This window comes from Pseudomonas sp. AP19 (assembly GCF_001728855.1).
Lineage (GTDB): Bacteria > Pseudomonadota > Gammaproteobacteria > Pseudomonadales > Pseudomonadaceae > Aquipseudomonas > Aquipseudomonas fluorescens.
This window is the reverse complement of sequence record NZ_LXJP01000002.1, coordinates 217,203-236,227: the sequence shown is the minus strand read 5'-3', so window position 1 is coordinate 236,227 and position 19,025 is coordinate 217,203. Positions and strand designations below refer to the sequence as shown.

Below are 19,025 nucleotides of genomic sequence, written 5' to 3'. Positions count from 1 at the left end.
TTTTTCCCGATTTTCCCGTAAGCCGATTTCAGGCAGGAACCCATGATGGACGCCTTCGAACTTCCCCGCACATTGGTCCAGTCCCTTCAACGCCGCGCCGCGCAAACCCCGGACCAGGTGGCTCTGCGCTTTCTTGCCGAGTCGGCCGAGCACAGCGTTGTACTCAGTTACCGCGATCTGGATCAGCGCGCCCGCACCATCGCCGCCGCCTTGCAGGCGAATGCGGCGTTGGGGGATCGTGCAGTGCTGTTGTTCCCCAGCGGCCCGGACTACGTGGCGGCGTTTTTTGGTTGCCTGTACGCCGGGGTGATCGCCGTGCCGGCTTACCCGCCGGAGTCCACCCGCCGCCATCATCAGGAGCGCTTGCTGTCGATCATCGCCGACGCTGAGCCACGCTTGCTGCTGACCATCGCCAGCCTGGGCGATGGCCTGGCGCAGATCGAGAACGCGCCGCCGCTGCTGAGTGTCGACACCTTGGACAGCCTGATCGCCGATCGCTGGATCGAGCCCGAGCTGCACGCCGACCACATCGCCTTCCTGCAATACACGTCGGGCTCCACTGCGCTGCCCAAGGGCGTGCAGGTCAGCCATGGCAACCTGGTCGCCAACGAAGTGCTGATCCGTCGCGGCTTCGGCATCGACCTCAACCCGGATGACGTGATCGTCAGCTGGTTGCCGCTGTACCACGACATGGGTCTGATCGGCGGCTTGTTGCAACCCATTTTCAGCGGCGTGCCGTGTGTGTTGATGTCGCCGGCGTACTTCCTCGCTCGGCCGTTGCGCTGGCTGGAGGCGATCAGCGAATACGGCGGCACCATCAGCGGCGGGCCGGATTTCGCCTATCGCCTGTGCAGTGAGCGGGTCAGCGAGTCCGCCCTGGAGCGCTTGGACTTGAGCGCATGGCGGGTAGCGTATTCGGGTTCCGAGCCGATCCGCCTCGACACCCTGGAGCGCTTCGCCGAGAAGTTCGCCGCCTGCGGTTTCACCTCGAACAATTTCTTCGCCTCCTACGGGCTGGCCGAGGCGACCCTGTTTGTCGCTGGCGGCTCCCGTGGCCGGGGCATCCCGGCCTTGCGCCTGGACGAGCGGGCCCTCGCCGCCAACCGTGCCGAGCCTGGGCAGGGCAGTGCAATCATGAGCTGCGGCACCAGCCAGCCGGAACACGCGGTGCTGATCGCCGACCCTGGCACCCTCACCGGACTGGGCGAAAACACCGTCGGTGAGCTGTGGGCCAGCGGGCCGAGCATCGCCCACGGCTACTGGCGCAACCCCGAAGCCACTGCCAAGACATTCGTGCGACACGCGGGTCGCACCTGGCTGCGCACCGGTGACCTGGGTTTTATGCGTGACGGTGAGGTGTACATCACCGGCCGCCTAAAAGACCTGCTGATCGTGCGCGGGCACAACCTGTACCCTCAGGACATCGAACAAACCATCGAGCGCGAAGTGGAAGTGGTGCGCAAGGGCCGCGTCGCTGCCTTTGCGGTGAATGACCAGGGCCTGGAAGGCATTGGTATTGCCGCAGAAATCAGCCGCAGCGTGCAGAAAATCCTGCCGCCCGACGCGCTGATCAAGGCGATCCGCCAAGCGGTGGCCGAGGCTTATCAAGAAGCCCCGAGCGTGGTGGTGTTGCTCAACCCTGGTGCCTTGCCGAAGACGTCCAGCGGCAAGCTGCAGCGTTCGGCGTGTGCCATTCGCCATGCCGATGGCAGCCTCGACAGCTACGCGCAGTTTCCGGGCCTGCGCACGCAGGCGAGTGACATGGCGCTGGCATCCGCACTGCACAGCCAGATCGCGGCGATCTGGTGCGAGCAGTTGCACGTCGCAAGCGTGACGGACGATGATCATTTCTTCCTGCTCGGCGGTAACTCCATCACCGCCACCCAAGTGGTCGCGCGTCTGCGTGAAACCCTGGGGCTGGAGCTGAACCTGCGCATGCTGTTCGAGGCGCCAACCCTGGCGACCTTTGCCGCGACTGTCGCGCAATTGCAGCAAGACGGCGCTGTCGCCCAAGGGGCGATGGGTGCCCTGTCACGCCGCGAAGCCCTGCCGCAATCGCTGGCGCAAAACCGCCTGTGGATCACTTGGCAACTCGACCCGCAAAGCAGCGCCTACACCATTCCCGGTGCCCTGCGTTTGCGCGGAGCGTTGGACCCAGGCGCCGTGCGCGCCAGCTTCCAGCACTTGATCGAGCGCCACGAAGCCTTGCGTACACGCTTCTATGAACGCGATGGCCAGGCTTTCCAGCGGGTAGATGCAAACGCAGCGTTCGATTTGCACGTCATTGACCTCAGCGACGTGCCCGGCACCGAACGCGAAGCCCGCGCGCAACAGCTCCGCGAAGATGCCGCGCGCACCCCGTTCGACCTGGAGAACGGCCCGCTGCTGAGGGTGACCCTCGTGCGCCTGGACGATGAGGACCATCAACTGCTGGTGACGCTGCACCACATCATCGCCGACGGTTGGTCGCTGAATGTGCTGATCGACGAATTTTCGCAGCTGTACGCGGCCTTGTCTCAAGGCCAAACCCTGGCGTTGCCGCCGCTGGCCCTGCACTACGCCGACTACGGCAGCTGGCAGCGCCAATGGCTGGCCGAGGGTGAAGGCCAGCGGCAACTGGCGTATTGGAAAACCCAGTTGGGCGAGGAACACCCACCCCTGAGCCTGGCCACCGATCACCCACGTTCGGCGCAACAGCGGCATAGCGCCTCGCGCCATAGTGTGCGTCTGGAGGCAAGCCTCAGCGCAGCGATTCGCCAGACCGCCCAGGCCAATCAATCCACCCCGTTCATGCTGTTGCTGGCAGCGTTCCAGAGCCTGCTCTATCGCTACAGCGGTCAGCGCGACATCCGCATCGGTGTGCCCAGTGCCAACCGTCCGCGCCAGGAAACTCAAGGCCTGGTCGGTTTCTTCATCAACACTTTAGTGCTGCGCGCCGAGCTGGACGGGCGACTGCCATTCAATGCGCTGTTGGCAGCAACGCGCCAGGCCGCTTTGGGGGCCCAGGCTCATCAGGACCTGCCGTTTGAACAGCTCCTCGAAGCCTTCCCGCAAGCCCGTGAACAAGGCCTGTTCCAGGTCATGTTCAACCACCAGCAGCGCGACCTGAGTGCCCTGCGCCGCCTGCCGGGCCTGCTCGCCGATGAATTGCCGTGGCACAGCCGCGAAGCCAAGTTCGACCTGCAACTGCACAGTGAAGAAGACCGTAATGGGCGGTTGAGCCTGGCATTCGACTACGCCGATGAGCTGTTCGACCCCGGCACGATCCAACGCCTCGCCGAGCACTTCATCAACCTGCTGCAAGCCGTGTGCGAACACCCCGAGCAGGCCATCGGCGACCTGATGCTGATGCACCACGACCACGCGCTGCAGTGGAGCGAAGCGCCGTGCACCCCGGCACAACGCTGGTTACCCGAGTTGCTCGACCACCAGGCCTCGGATAACACCGCACTGGTTTGGCAGGGTGCCAGCCTGTCTTTCGCCGAACTGCACACCCAGGCGAACCGCCTGGCCCACTACCTGCGTGACAAAGGCGTCGGCCCGGATGTGTGCGTGGCCATCGCCGCCGAGCGTTCACCGCAACTGCTGATCGGCCTGCTTGCCATCATCAAGGCCGGTGGCGCCTATGTGCCGCTCGACCCGGATTACCCTGCCGACCGCTTGGCCTACATGCTCAAGGACAGTGGCGTGCACCTGCTGCTGACCCAAACCTCACTGCTGGCACTCCTGCCGGCGACCGAGGGCGTGGGCGTGATCGCCATGGACAGCCTGCACCTCGACAGCTGGCCCACCCAGGCACCGGGCCTGCACCTCAATGGCGACAACCTCGCCTACGTGATTTATACCTCCGGTTCCACCGGCCAGCCCAAAGGTGTGGGCAATACCCATGCGGCCCTGGCTGAACGCTTGCAGTGGATGCAGGCCACTTATCAACTGAACGACAGCGATGTGCTGCTGCAAAAAGCGCCGATCAGTTTCGACGTGTCGGTGTGGGAATGCTTCTGGCCGCTGATTGCCGGTTGCCGTCTGGTGCTGGCGGGGCCAGGCGAGCACCGTGATCCGCAGCGCATCGCGCAGCTGGTGCAAGCGCATGGCGTGACCACGCTGCACTTTGTGCCGCCGCTGTTGCAGCTGTTCATTGATGAACCATTGGTGGCCGAATGCACCAGCCTGCGTCGTCTGTTCTCCGGCGGCGAAGCCTTGCCCGCCGAGTTGCGTAATCGCGTGTTGGCGACGTTGCCGGCGGTGCAACTGCACAACCGCTATGGCCCGACTGAAACCGCGATCAACGTCACCCACTGGCATTGCCGCGCGGAAGACGGCGAGCGTTCGCCGATTGGCCGGCCGCTGGGCAATGTGATCTGCCGCGTGCTGGACGAGCAACTCAACCCGTTACCCGCCGGTGTGCCCGGCGAACTGTGCATCGGCGGCATCGGCCTGGCGCGCGGTTACCTTGGCCGTGCCGGGCTCACGGCAGAGCGTTTTGTTGCCGACCCGTTTAGCCAAACGGGCGCACGCCTGTATCGCACCGGTGACCGTGCGCGTTGGCGTACCGACGGCGTGCTCGAATACCTCGGGCGCCTGGATCAGCAGGTCAAGTTGCGCGGTTTCCGTGTTGAACCGCAAGAAATCGAAGCCCGTATGTTGGCGCTGGACGGTATCGCCCAAGCGGTGGTGCTGGTGCGTGACGCACAGTTGATCGCCTACTACACCGCCCCTGCCGAGCTGGACGAGCAGGCGCTAAAAACCGCCCTCGCGGCTGAGCTGCCGGAGTACATGGTGCCTGCGCTGTTGATGCACCTGGACGCCATGCCTTTGAGCCCCAGCGGCAAACTCGACCGTCGTGCGTTGCCGGAGCCGGTGTGGCAACGCCGCGAACATGTTGAACCGGAAACACCCTTGCAGCAGCAGATTGCAGGCATCTGGCGCGAAGTGCTCGGCTTGCCGCGTATCGGCCTGCACGACGACTTCTTCGCCCTCGGCGGCCACTCGTTGCTGGCCACGCAAATCATCTCCCGCACCCGCCAGGCCTGCGACGTCGAGTTGCCGTTACGCACCTTGTTCGAAGCCAGTGAGCTGGGCGCATTTGCCGAGCAAGTCGGCATTATCCAGGCCTCGGGTCAGCGCAACCAGCAAACCGCCATCGCCAGGGTCGACCGCCGCGAGCCGGTGCCGTTGTCCTATTCCCAACAGCGCATGTGGTTCCTCTGGCAAATGGAGCCCGACAGCCCGGCTTACAACGTCGGCGGCATGGCCCGCCTGCGTGGCGTGCTCGATGTGGGGCGTTTCGAGGCGGCGTTGCAGGCGCTGATCATGCGTCACGAAACCCTGCGCACCACCTTTCCGAGCATCAACGGGGTGGCTTATCAGAAGGTCGCGCCGCAACCCGGCTTGCGCATGGGCTGGCAGGATCTCTCGGCGCTGCATGACAGCGAGCGCCAGCAGCGTCTGCAACACCTGGCCGATCAGGAAGCGCACACGCCATTCAACCTGGAAACCGGGCCGCTGTTGCGCGCCTGCCTGGTCAAGGCCGGGGAGCAGGAACACTACCTGGTGCTGACCCTGCACCACATCGTCACTGAAGGCTGGGCCATGGACATTTTCGCCCGTGAGCTCAGCGCGCTGTACGAAGCCTTTATTGACGAGCGCGACTCACCGCTGGCGCCGTTGCCCGTGCAATACCTCGACTACAGCGTCTGGCAACGCCAGTGGCTGGAATCGGGTGAGCGCCAGCGCCAACTGCACTACTGGACCGCACAACTGGGCCACGAGCATCCATTGCTCGAACTGCCCGGCGACCGCCCACGGCCACCGGTGCAAAGCCATCAGGGCGAGTTGTACCGCTTCGACCTGAGCGACGATCTGGCCGCTCGCGTGCGTGCCTTTAACGCCGAGCGTGGCCTGACCCTGTTCATGACCATGACGGCTACCCTGGCCGTGTTGCTCTACCGCTACAGCGGCCAGACCGACCTGCGCATCGGCGCGCCCGTGGCCAACCGAATTCGCCCGGAAAGCGAAGGGTTGATCGGTGCGTTCCTCAACACCCAGGTGTTGCGTTGCCAGCTCAACGGGCAGATGACGGTTGGCGAGTTGTTCGAGCACGTGCGCCACACGGTGATCGAAGGCCAGTCCCATCAGGACCTGCCATTCGACCATTTGGTGGAAGCCCTGCAACCTCCGCGCAGCGCGGCCTACAACCCGCTGTTCCAGGTGATGTGCAACGTGCAGCGCTGGGAGTTCCAGCAAAGCCGCCAACTGGCCGGCATGACCGTCGAGTACCTGGCCAACGATGCGCGCGCGACCAAGTTCGACCTCAACCTGGAAGTCACCGACCTCGACCATCGCCTGGGTTGCTGCCTGACCTACAGCACCGACCTGTTCGACGAACCGCGCATTGCGCGCATGGCGGAACATTGGCGCAACCTCCTGCACGCGTTGATCGCAGGCCCCGAACAGCGCCTCAGCGAACTGCCGTTGCTGACTGCCGTCGAGCAGCGCGCATTGCACGACAGCCTGGGCGTCGAGCCCGGCGTGCATCGCCTCGACCAGTGCCTGCATTCACTGTTCAGCCAACAGGCAGCAGCCCGTCCCGATGCCGCTGCCTTGACCTTCGCCGGGGAAACCCTCAATTACCGCGAACTGGACAGCCGCGCCAATCGCCTCGCGTGGATGCTGCGCGAGCGTGGCGTCGGCCCGCAGGTGCGCGTCGGCCTGGCGCTGCCGCGTTCGCTGGAAATGGTCATCGGGCTGTTGGCGATCCTCAAGGCGGGCGGTGCCTATGTGCCGCTCGACCCGGAATACCCGCTGGACCGCCTGCACTACATGATCGAAGACAGTGGTATCGGGCTGCTGCTCAGTGATGCAGCGATGTTCGAGGCCCTCGGCGAATTGCCGGTGAGCGTGGCTTGCTGGTGCCTGGAAGATGACCTGCCGGTGCTGGCCAATTACCCGGCCGACGCGCTGCCGTTTCTCAGCGTGCCGCAACATCCGGCCTACTTGATCTACACCTCCGGCTCCACCGGCAAGCCCAAAGGCGTGGTGGTCTCCCACGGTGAAATCGCCATGCATTGCCAAGCCGTGATCGCGCGTTTCGGCATGCGCCCGGACGACTGCGAGCTGCACTTTTATTCGATCAACTTCGACGCCGCCACCGAACGTTTGCTGGTGCCGCTGCTCAGTGGTGCGCAGGTGGTGTTGCGCGCCCAGGGGCAGTGGGATGCCGAAGAAATCTGTGCGCTGATCCGCACCCATCGTATCAACGTGCTGGGCTTTACCCCGAGTTACGGCAGCCAGTTGGCGCAATGGCTGGCCACCCAGCACCAGACGTTGCCGGTGCGCATGTGCATCACCGGTGGCGAAGCGCTGACCGGCGAGCACTTGCAGCGTATCCGCGCAGCGTTCCAGCCGGCGGTGTTTTTCAACGCCTATGGCCCGACCGAAACCGTGGTGATGCCGCTGGCCTGTTTGGCGCCGCAATACCTGGAGGAGGGCGCTGCCAGTGTGCCGATCGGCAGCATCATCGGCGCCCGCGTGGCCTACATTCTCGACGCCGACCTGGCCCTGGTACCGCAAGGTGCGACCGGCGAGTTGTATGTTGGCGGCGCCGGTTTGGCCCAGGGTTATCACGAGCGTGCGGGCATGACGGCCGAGCGTTTTGTCGCCGACCCGTTCACGGGGCATGGCGGCCGTCTGTACCGCACGGGCGACCTGGTGCGCCAACGCGCCGATGGCCTGGTGGAATACCTGGGTCGGATCGACCATCAAGTGAAAATTCGTGGTTTCCGCATCGAACTGGGTGAAATCGAAACCCGTCTGCTGGAACACGCAGCGGTGCGCGAAGCGGTGGTGCTGGCGCTGGATGCGCCCAGTGGCAAGCAGTTGGTGGCCTATCTGGTCAGCGACGCAGACCCCGGCACATTGCGTGACGCGCTGAAGGCACACCTCAAGGCGCAACTGCCGGACTACATGGTGCCCGCGCACCTGATTGTGTTGGACTGCATGCCGCTGACCGCGAACGGCAAGCTCGACCGCCGCGCCTTGCCGCAACCGGACCCCGAAGCCAACCGCCAGGAGTACGTCGCGCCGCGCAACGAGCGGGAGCAAACCCTGGCGGCTATCTGGTGCGCCGTGCTGAACGTGCCGCAAGTCGGCTTGCACGATAACTTCTTTGAGCTGGGCGGAGACTCGATCCTGTCGATCCAGGTGGTCAGCCGTGCGCGCCAGGCCGGGATTCATTTCACGCCTCGCGACCTGTTCCAGCACCAGACCGTGCACACCCTGGCGGCCGTTGCGACCCGCTCCGAGCAGGTCACGGCTGAACAAGGTGTGCTCACTGGCAGCGCGGGCCTTACGCCGATCCAGCATTGGTTCTTCGAGACCGATCGCCCGAATCGTCAGCACTGGAACCAGGCGTTGGTGCTTAAACCGCTGCAACTGCTCGAGCCGCATCGCCTGGAGCAAGCGTTGCTGGCGGTGCTGGAACACCACGATGCCCTGCGCCTGAGCTTCACCCGGCGCGACGCCCAATGGCATGCCGAGCACCTGGCCGTACCGCAGGGCGGCGTGCTGATGCAGGCGCAAGTGCGCGATATGCAGCACTGCACCGCGCTGTTCACCGACACCCAGCGCAGCCTTGACCTTGAGCACGGCCCGCTGCTGCGCGCCTTGCTGGTGGATGGCCCGCAAGGTCAGCAACGCCTGCTGATCGCGATCCATCACCTGGTGGTGGACGGCGTGTCGTGGCGCGTGTTGCTGGAGGATCTGCAAACGGTCTACCGCCAACTGAGCGACGGCCAGTCCGTCAGCCTGCCTGCCAAGACCAGCGCGTTGCGCGATTGGGCCGCGCGCTTGCAGGCCTATGGCAGCAGCGAATCTCTGCGCGAAGAGCTGAGCGTGTGGCAGGAGCAATTGGCCGGCCCGAAGGTGGCCTTGCCGGTGGATCGACCAGAGGGTTCGCTGCGTCATCGCGATGCCGACGCCGTCAGCGTGCGCCTGGATGTCGAGCACACCCGCCAATTGTTGCAACAGGCGCCGAGCGCCTACCGCACCCAGGTCAACGACCTGCTGCTGACCGCCTTGGCGCGCGTGCTGTGCCGCTGGAGCGGCCATGATTCGGCCTTGATCCAGCTCGAAGGCCATGGCCGCGAAGCCCTGTTCGATGACATCGACCTGACCCGCAGCGTCGGCTGGTTCACCAGCGCTTATCCACTGCGCCTGACGCCGCAAGGCGAGCCGGGAGACGCGATCAAGGCCATCAAGGAGCAACTGCGCGGCGTGCCGCACAAAGGTCTGGGCTATGGCGTACTGCGCTACCTGGCCGATGACCTGTGCAAGCAGACCCTGGCCGCACTGCCAAGCGCCGACATCACCTTCAACTACCTCGGCCAGTTTGACCAGGGCTTCGGCGCCGACGCGCTGTTCCACCCGCTGGATGAATCGGCCGGCCAGGCCCATGACCCGGATGCCGTGTTGCCCACTGCGTTGAGCGTCGACAGCCAAGTCTATGGCGGCGAACTGGTACTGCGCTGGACCTTCAGCCGCGAACGCCACGATCAGCCGACCATCCGCGCATTGGCCGATGCCTACCTGAGCGAATTGCACAGCCTGATCGCACACTGCCTCAACGCCGCGGCCGGAGGCGTCACGCCATCCGATTTCCCGCTGGCGCGGTTGAACCAATCCCAACTGGACGCCTTGCCGGTTCCGGCCAGCGCCATCGAAGACGTGTACCCGCTGACCCCGATGCAGGAAGGCATGCTGCTGCACACCCTGCTGGAGCCGGGCACCGGCCTCTATTACATGCAGGACCGCTACCGCATCAACAGCGCGCTGGACCCCGCGCGTTTTGCGCAGGCCTGGCAGGCCGTGATCGCGCGGCATGAAGCCTTGCGTGCGTCGTTCTGCTGGAACGTCAGCGAAGACATGCTGCAAGTGATCCACAAGCCGGGCAGCACGCCGATTGAATACCTGGACTGGAGCGCTGACCCTCAACGCGAACAGGAACCGCGTCTGCAAGCGCTGCTCAAGCAGGAGCGCGAAGCCGGGTTTGATCTGCTCAACCAGGCGCCGTTCCACCTGCGGCTGATCCGCGTCGACGAAGCGCGCTACTGGTTCATGATGAGCAACCACCACATCCTGATCGATGCCTGGTGCCGTTCGCTGCTGATGAATGACTTCTTCGAGATCTACATGGCCCTCGGCGAAGGCCGCGATGCGCAATTGGCCACGCCGCCGCGCTACCGCGACTACATCGCCTGGCTGCAACGCCAGAACCTTGCCGAAGCGCGCCAGTGGTGGCAACGCAACCTGCAAGGCTTCGAGCGCACGACACCGATCCCCAGCGACCGGCCGTTCCTGCGTGAACATGCCGGTCATAGCGGTGGCATGGTGGTGGGCGACTGTTATACGCGCCTCGATGCCCGTGACGGTGCGCAACTGCGTGAATTGGCGCAGGCCCATCAACTGACCGTCAACACCTTCGCCCAGGCGGCATGGGCGCTGGTGCTGCGCCGCGTGAGCGGCGATCGTGACGTGCTGTTCGGTGTCACCGTGGCCGGGCGCCCGGTGGACATGCCGGAAATGCAACGCACTGTCGGCTTGTTTATCAACAGCGTTGCGCTGCGGGTGAAACTGCCCGAGGACGACCAGCCTTGCAGCGTGCGCCAGTGGTTGGGTGGCTTGCTCGACAGCAACATGCAGCTGCGCGAGTACGAATACCTGCCGTTGGTGACTATCCAGGAGCACAGTGAGCTGCCCAAGGGCCAGCCGCTGTTCGACAGCCTGTTTGTGTTTGAAAACGCACCGGTGGACGTCTCGGTACTGGACCGCGCGCAACACTTGAATGCCACCTCGGATTCGGGCCGCACCCACACCAACTTCCCGCTGACCGCCGTGTGCTACCCGGGCGATGACCTCGGTTTACATCTGTCCTACGACCAGCGCTACTTCGACGAAACCACCGTGCAAGGCCTGCTCGCTGAGTTCAAACGCCTGTTGCTGGCGCTGGTGCAGGGCTTCCACGGCGACATGGCCGAGCTGCCGTTGATCGGCGAACCGGAACGTGAATTCCTCGTGCAAGGCTGCAACCAGAGCGAGCATGACTATCCGCTGGAGCGCAGTTACATCGAGTTGTTCGAAGCCCAGGTGGCGCAGCATCCGCAACGCATCGCCGCCAGTTGCCTCGACCAGCAGTGGACCTATGACACGTTGAATCGCCGCAGTAACGGCCTGGGGCACGCGCTGATCGCTGCGGGCGTCGGGCTGGATCAACCGGTGGCGTTGCTGGCCGAACGTAACCTCGACTTGCTGGGCATGCTCGTCGGCAGCTTCAAGGCCGGTGCCGGTTACGTGCCGTTGGACCCGGGCCTGCCACGCTCGCGCCTGCGTCGCATCATTGACCTGAGCCGTACGCCGTTGCTGGTGTGCACCGAGGCTTGCCGCGAGCAGGCGATTGAATTGCTCGAGGGCACCGCCTGCCAGATGCTGGTGTGGGAAGACGTGCCCGGCCGGGGCGAAAACCCGGGCGTCTACAGCGGCCCGGACAACCTTGCCTACGTGATCTATACCTCGGGTTCGACCGGCTTGCCCAAAGGCGTAATGGTCGAGCAGCGCGGCATGCTCAACAACCAGTTGAGCAAGGTGCCGTATCTGCAACTGAGCGAGACCGATGTGATCGCTCAGACGGCCTCGCAAAGCTTCGACATTTCTGTGTGGCAGTTCCTGGCGGCGCCGCTGTTCGGTGCGCGGGTGGATATCGTGCCGAACACCATTGCCCATGATCCGCAAGGTTTGCTGGCGCATGTGCAGGCCCAGGGCATTACCGTGCTGGAAAGCGTGCCGTCACTGATCCAGGGCATGCTGGCCCAGGAGCGCATGCGCCTGGACGGCCTGCGCTGGATGCTGCCGACGGGGGAGGCGATGCCGCCGGAGCTGGCGCACCAATGGTTGCTGCGCTACCCAGCGATTGGTTTGGTGAATGCCTATGGGCCGGCGGAATGTTCGGATGACGTGGCATTCTTCCGCGTCGACCTGGCGTCGACCCGTGGCACCTACCTGCCAATTGGTACACCCACGGATAACAACCGGTTGTACGTGCTTGATGGTGCACTGGCGTTGGTGCCGCAGGGCGCGGTTGGCGAGTTGTGTGTGGCCGGCAGCGGTGTCGGCCGTGGTTATGTCAGTGACCCGCTGCGCACGGCGCAAGCCTTTGTGCCCAACCCGTTTGGCGCGCCGGGCGATCGGCTCTACCGCACCGGCGACCTCGCACGTCGGCGCAGCGATGGCGTGCTGGAGTACGTGGGGCGTATCGACCATCAGGTGAAGATTCGCGGTTATCGCATAGAGCTGGGTGAAATCGAAGCGCGCCTGCATGAACAACCGGAAGTACGCGATGCGGCCGTCGGCGTGCAGGAAGGCGTTAACGGCAAGCACTTGGTCGGCTATCTGGTGGCGGCTGATGAAGCGTTGAACCCAAGTGATCGCCTGGACCGCATCAAGCAACGCTTGCGTACCGAGCTGCCGGAATACATGGTGCCGCTGCATTGGCTATGGCTCGAACGCCTGCCGCTGAACGCCAACGGCAAGCTGGACCGCAAGGCCTTGCCGGAACTGGAGATCGGCCAGTTGCACAGCCAGGCTTACCAGGCACCGCGCAACGCGCTGGAAACCACACTGGCGGCTATTTGGGCCGAAGTGCTCAAGGTTGAGCAAGTGGGGGTACAGGACAACTTCTTCGAGTTGGGCGGGCACTCGTTATTGGCCACGCAGATTGCCTCCCGCGTGCAGAAAACCCTGCAACGCGATGTGCCGCTACGGGCGATGTTCGAGTGCAGCACGGTGGCGGAGCTGGCTGAGTACATTGAGGGGTTGGCGGCGAATGAGATCAGTGCCGAGAAGGTGGATCGGTTGAGTGATTTGATGGCGGAGTTGGAAGGGCTTTAAGGAACCCTGGAACAACTGGCGGTGAGCGCGCTGTTAGTCGAAACGAAAACGACTTTCAGCGTTGCTTAACGCACAACCCACATCGGTGCCGATAGTGGCCTTTATTCCACAGTGGCACGGGTTACCTTTTTGGGGTTGGTGCCTCTCAGGATCACGCTGACCTTCCTCGTTCTTGGTTGAGCTGGGAGCATGAGTAATCGTGGCATCGACGATGGTGCCCTGGCGCGGGGGCAGATCTTGTTCCTGTCAGTAACCGTTCCAAGTCGGAGAAGCTTATCTGGCTCATGCGTGCATAGGTATCTGCACAACTTTGAAAGGCCGCCACATCTCCGCGAAAGCGGTGGGTCAGTCAACGTCAATGTTTGCTGAGCCGACGCCTTCGCGGGCAAGCCCGCTCCCACATTTGATTGAGTTCAGCTTCAGAGATCAGGCCGGCTGTCAGGCCGCCTCAGCTTTGCTTTTGATCTTGATCTGAGGTGCCGAGTGGTGGGGCAAGAGCGTTTTGCTGACTTTTGCGCTGTTCAAAAGTGAGAGTAGCTGTGCTTATTTGCGCCTTGGATCGTAGGAAATTGACCTCTGGTGGTGTACGTGATTTCCAATTCACTGTTTTTATATACAGTGTTTTCGGGGTTGTCGTCTCCTGAAAAGAAAATGAGTGAAAAACGGGCCTGTGGAAAAAAAAAGCAACTCCGTTAGGTTGAGATTCTCTCCTTCAAGAAAGGAGAGTTCTTAATCAATAGCAATGGAGTAACCAATGAATAAACCACAAACCCAGACACCTCTTCGCCATGGTCGTGTCACATCCCCTTCCAGCCGTGGCGCAGTCGCCGTGGATCTCGGTCTGCTGGCAACCTGGCAGGTCAATGAAATGGAAGGCGGCAAGAACTTTCCGGCACTGATTGCCGGTCCGTTCCCGGCGCCTTATCAAACCGACAGTGACAGCGTCATCCCACCAGCCGACGGCTTCATCCTCAGCGGCGGCAAGACCGATGCCCGTGACTGCATCAACTTCACCAACGAGGAAATGGCCAAGAAACTCAACCGCGCCTTCACCTGGCCGCTGCTCAATGTCGACCCGGGTCAGACCTTCAAGGTCACCTGGGAATACACCGCGCCGCACACCACCCGTGGCTATCGTTGGCTGATCACCAAGGATGGCTGGGATCCGAAACAGCGCATCACCCGCGCACAACTGGAAACCCAGCCGTTCGCCGAAGACTTCTATACCCAGGTGCCGTACTTCAGTCATCCAGGTGAACTGAAGGCCAAGGTCAATCACGAAGTGAAACTGCCGGCCAACAAAAAGGGCAAGCATGTGATCGTGTTGATGTGGATCGTCGCCAACACCGGCAACGCCTTCTATCAAGCCTTCGACGTGGACTTCAAATAAGCCCGCGCTGTTAAACCCATACGTTCTGAAGGATTAGAACATGTCAAAGATTGACTTCACCTTACTGAAATCACCGCTGAACGATGTCGCTTCGCTGATGCCGAGCATTGCCGGCAAAAAGATCCTCATGGGCTTCTGGCACAACTGGCCTGCCGGCGCGAGCGACGGCTACCAGCGTGGCCAATTTGCCAACATGAACCTGGCGGACGTGCCGACGGATTACAACGTGGTGGCCGTGGCCTTCATGAAAGGCAACGGTATCCCAACGTTCAAGCCGTACAACCTTTCCGACGCCGAGTTCCGCCGCCAGGTGGGCGTGCTGAACAGCCAGGGCAGGGCGGTGCTGATTTCCCTTGGCGGCGCCGATGCGCACATCGAGTTGCATAAAGGCAACGAACAGCCATTGGCCAACGAGATTATCCGCCTGGTGGAAACCTATGGCTTTGATGGCCTGGACATCGATCTTGAGCAGAGCGCGATTGATTTCGCCGACAACAAGACTGTCCTGCCCGCCGCGTTGAAACTGGTCAAGGACCATTACGCCGGTGAAGGCAAACACTTCATTATCAGCATGGCGCCGGAGTTTCCTTACCTGACCACCGCCGGTAAATACGTCGGTTACATCCAGGCGCTGGAAGGCTATTACGACTTCATTGCCCCGCAGTATTACAACCAGGGGGGCGACGGGATCTGGGTGCAGGAGGTCAACAACGGCAACGGTGCCTGGATTGCCCAGAACAACGACGCAATGAAAGAGGATTTCCTGTTTTACCTGACCGAAAGTCTGGTGAGCGGAACGCGAGGGTTTACTAAAATCCCGGCGGACAAGTTCGTCATTGGCCTACCGGCTAACGTCGATGCAGCCGCCACCGGTTATGTGATCAACCCCGCAGCCGTGACCAATGCATTCAAGCGTTTGTACGACAAAGGGTTGTCGATCAAGGGCCTGATGACATGGTCGGTGAATTGGGACCGCGGGATCAGCAAAGACCACGTGCCCTATAACGGGGAATTCAGCCGCCGTTATGGGCCGTTGATCAAAGGCACTCACCTCTCTGGTCTCGGTGAGGATGAGGCGGATCTCGAAGTCGCCAATCGGCGGTAGCGCAAAGAGACATCTGGCAGACGTGCCTGATCTCAAACAGCTATGTTTATGATCTGATCGTTGGCTTCATGAAATAAAATCCGATGCCTGGTTGGGCATCGGATTTTCTGCGTCAAGCGCAAACCTTCATCCAGGTTTCTATGAATTGTTGTGCTCGCTTTCTGTTAGGCAAGCCTGAAACATGCTCAGGGAAACGCCGATTACTTCGGCCCCAGAATCTTCGCCAGCTTGTCCGGCGATGGCGCGCCTTGCTGTTGCTGCAAGCCGCCCTTGTCATCCAGATAGAAAATCGCTGGCGTTGCTGACAATTCCAGCTCCTCCATCAACTTCATGTTGGCATCGAGCTTGGCCTCGATCGGCGCCGGAATTTTTTCCAGCGCCTGCAATTTGCTGCCTTTGCCCGCGGCTTCATGGGCTTCCAGGGCTTTCTGCGGGTCTTTGGCGGCGAACAGGGCGGCCGACTTGCCTGGGCTGTCTTCGCGGATAATACCGACCATGATGTGGCGCAACTGTACCTTGCCGGCTTTTACCCACGGCCGTGCCTGTTCCCAGAACATGTTGCAGTACGGGCAGTTGGGGTCGCTGAACAGGTAGACGATACGTGGCGCGTTTTTATCGCCGTCCTGAATCCAGCTGCTGTTTTCCATTTTGCCCCAGACTTCCTTGGCCATCGGCGCGTACACCAGTTTTTCCAGGGGCGCGCTGCTCAGGTCTTTACCTTCGGCGTCGTACAGGTTACCGGCGATCACACTTTTGCCGTCGGCAGTCAGGTACAGGGCCATGCCACGGTTCTGGTATTGCGCGGCGTAGCCGGTGAGGCCGCTGGGCGCGTCGAACTTGCCGAGGATCTTGGCGCCCTTGGCTTCGATCTGCTTGATCGGCGCAGGCCAGTCCTCGGCCTGGGCCAGGGTAGCCGCGAGCGTCAGCGGCAGCAGGGTCAGCAGGTGGCGGAGTCGAGGCATGTCGGTGTCCTTGTGATGGCAGGGGCAGTGTCGAAGGGTTCCATGGCGCGGGCCAGGCTGGCTTGGGACAATTCGCCCAAGTGGCTGTTGATCAGGCGCCCATCGGCTTGGTAGAACAGGGTGGTCGGCAACGCCATGCTGCCCACGGCCTGCCCGAGCCGGCCGCTGGCATCAAACAGCACGTTGTCGAGGGTCAGGCCTTGGGTGGCGAGAAAGGTGCTGACGCTTTGCATGCTTTCAGCCTGGTTGACGAACAGGAAGGTCACGTCCGGCCGTTGATGCTGCGCGCGTTCCAGCACCGGCATTTCCCGGCGGCACGGTGGGCACCAGGTGGCCCAGAGGTTGATCACCAGTGGGCCGCCTTTGTAATCGGCCAGTTGCACCACGTCGCCATTGGCATTGCGCAGGGTGATATCCGGCAGTTGCGCGCCCTTGTCGTAAAGGCTCAGGGACACGCTGCTCAGCCCCCAGAACACCAGCCCTGTGATCACGCCGGCGCTTAACGGTTTGCGCAAGGCCGGGCGGCGCCAGCCGTACAACAGGGCACCCAGCACCAGCGCGATCACGCCGGGCCAGGCGAGAAAACCGCCGTCGCGCAGGTCAACCATCTGCAACGGGTCGCGGCTGTAGTCGCTCCAATACATCAGTACAAAACTGACGCGGGCGACCAGCATGCCCAGCAAAAACAGGCTGAACAGCACCGATTCCGGGTTTTCACCGCCACGCTTGGCCACGCGCCAACCCACCAGTGTGGCGAGAATCAGCGCGCTGATCAGCAGGATGTGATTCAGGGCGATGGCGAAGGTGCCGATGGTCAGGGTCAGCATCAGCGTGCGTCTCGGGTGTGCGTCCAGCGTTGCAGGAAGGCGGCGGCATCCACTTCGCCAGTGATGCGTTGGGCGCGGCGTTCTTCACCGTCCGGGCCGATCCACACGAAGCTCGGTGGCCCTGGCACTTTGTAGCGGCCGAGCAGTTCGCGGCTGGCGGCGTTGTCGGCGGTGACGTCCAGGCGCAGCAGGCGCACGTCTTTCAGGGCGGCCATGACTTCGGGTTTGCCGAATACTTGTTTTTCCATGATCTTGCACGACACGCACCAGTCGGCGTAGTAATCCACCAGCACCCACTGGCCCTGGGCTTTGGCGCTGTCGAGTTGGCTCTGCAGCACCGCCGGGTCGTTGAGGGTCATGAAGGCGTCGTGCGCACTCGGCGCAGCAGTCACGGTGGACCCGCCGTAGACCTTCAACGGTTGCCACGGGTCGTCGCTGCCACCGGCCGCACCCACCATCAGCACGGCGCCCCACAGGCCCAGCACCAGGGAGCCGGCGCCGAACACTTTGGCCGCCAGGCCGTACTCGCGGGCCAGTGTCCAGCCGCAGTAAGCCATCACCAGCGCCAAGGCGCCCCACAGGCCAATCCACAGGCTTTCGTCGACCACCGGGCGAATCATCAGCACCGCCGTACCGAGGAACAAGAAACCGAACACGCCTTTGAGCACGTCCATCCAACTGCCCGGTTTAGGCAGGAAGCGGTTGCCCACGGTGACCAGCAACAACAGCGGAACGCCGATGCCGATGCCCATGGCGAACAGGATCAAGCCTCCGTGCAGCGCATTGCCGCTCTGGGCGATATACAGCAGCGCGCCGGCCAGTGGCGCGGTCATGCACGGCCCCACCAGCAGACCGGAGAGTGCGCCAAGTATGCCGGCACCTACCAGGCTGCCACCGCTTTGCTGGCGGCTGACAGTGTCCAGGCGATCACGCACGAAGGCCGGCAGTTGCAGCTCAAAGACACCGAACATGGGCAGGGCGAGGAGCACAAACAGCGCGGCGAAACTGCCGAGAATCCACGGTGTTTGCAGGAGTGCGGCGAGGTTGCCGCCGAGCAACGCGGCCAAAACGCCAAGCGCCGCGTACACCAGGGCCATGCACACCACGTAGCTGCTGGCCAGGGCAAAACCGCGACGCGGGGTCGCGCCACTGCCCACCACCAGCCCTGCGAGGATCGGCAACATCGGCAACGAACAAGGGGCAAATGCCAACAGCAAGCCCAAGCCAAAGAACACCAGCAGGCTCCAACCCAGGCTGCGCTGTTGCAGGCCGCTGGCCAGGCTTTGATCCTGCGCTTGGGCCGGCTCTTGCGGGGTGCCCGCCACGGCCGGCGTGCCGCCCAGGTCCACGGTAATCGACTGTGGCGGGTAGCACAGGCCCGCATCGGCGCAACCCTGCCAGCCCAGCTTGACCTGGCCGGTGGCACCGGCGGGGATCTTCACTTCAAGGCCCTGGCGATACACTTGCTGTTCGCCGAAGAACTCATCGCTATGGGCTTCGCCCTGGGGCAATACCGGCTTTTCAGCCAGGCCGTCGAACTTCATGCGTTGCTGGTACAGGTAGTAACCGTCGGCAATCTGCCAATACAGCTGGGTCTCGCCGGATTCCAGGCGCTCGGAGGTAAAGGTGAAGGCCTTGCCCACCGGGAGGAAATCAGGTTTGGTCTCGAATGGATTGCCCGGCGCGGCCTGGGCGAACCCTGCAAACAACACCAGCAGAAAGGTAAACAGATACCGCATGGTCAAGCCTTAGTTCGATGCAAGTTAGGCACACAATGTGTGGTGTTGATTAACCGATGATTA

The 19,025-nt window shown here is 62.7% G+C and carries 5 protein-coding genes and 2 pseudogenes; 3 read left to right on the top strand and 4 right to left on the bottom strand.

Annotated features, from left to right (window positions below):
- Nucleotides 1-42 precede the first annotated feature (42 nt).
- Nucleotides 43-12,939: a non-ribosomal peptide synthetase gene (locus A7D21_RS02990; RefSeq protein ID WP_069551041.1), complete on the top strand. Its 12,897-nt coding sequence runs from the start codon at nucleotides 43-45 to the stop codon at nucleotides 12,937-12,939.
- Between the two features lie 81 nt (nucleotides 12,940-13,020).
- On the opposite strand, the pseudogene A7D21_RS36110 reads toward A7D21_RS02990, so the two are convergent.
- Nucleotides 13,021-13,173 (bottom strand): annotated as a pseudogene (locus tag A7D21_RS36110) (IS5/IS1182 family transposase); the annotation flags it as partial.
- 520 nt (nucleotides 13,174-13,693) lie between these two features.
- Between A7D21_RS36110 and A7D21_RS02985 the strand changes: the two are divergent.
- On the top strand, nucleotides 13,694-14,329 hold the full coding sequence (locus A7D21_RS02985; RefSeq protein WP_053257263.1) for a lytic polysaccharide monooxygenase auxiliary activity family 9 protein: 636 nt from the start codon (nucleotides 13,694-13,696) through the stop codon (nucleotides 14,327-14,329).
- A 40-nt stretch (nucleotides 14,330-14,369) separates the two neighbouring features.
- A pseudogene (locus A7D21_RS02980) lies at nucleotides 14,370-15,368 on the top strand (chitinase); the annotation flags it as partial.
- 266 nt (nucleotides 15,369-15,634) lie between these two features.
- Here A7D21_RS02980 and dsbG read toward each other — a convergent pair.
- The 3 genes from dsbG to dsbD are packed head-to-tail and all read right to left on the bottom strand — an operon-like array spanning nucleotide 15,635 to nucleotide 18,962.
- Nucleotides 15,635-16,396 carry a thiol:disulfide interchange protein DsbG gene (dsbG, locus tag A7D21_RS02975; protein ID WP_053257261.1) on the bottom strand — a complete coding sequence of 254 codons (762 nt, stop codon included), beginning with the start codon at nucleotides 16,394-16,396 and terminating at the stop codon, nucleotides 15,635-15,637.
- Entirely contained in the window at nucleotides 16,372-17,223 is an 852-nt protein-coding gene (locus tag A7D21_RS02970; RefSeq protein WP_069551040.1) for a TlpA disulfide reductase family protein, read from the bottom strand. The genes dsbG and A7D21_RS02970 overlap by 25 nt, the downstream gene beginning before the upstream one ends.
- Nucleotides 17,223-18,962, bottom strand: coding sequence for a protein-disulfide reductase DsbD (dsbD, locus tag A7D21_RS02965; RefSeq protein ID WP_069551039.1), 1,740 nt, complete (start codon nucleotides 18,960-18,962; stop codon nucleotides 17,223-17,225). Before dsbD ends, A7D21_RS02970 begins: the two co-directional genes overlap by 1 nt.
- Nucleotides 18,963-19,025 lie beyond the last annotated feature (63 nt).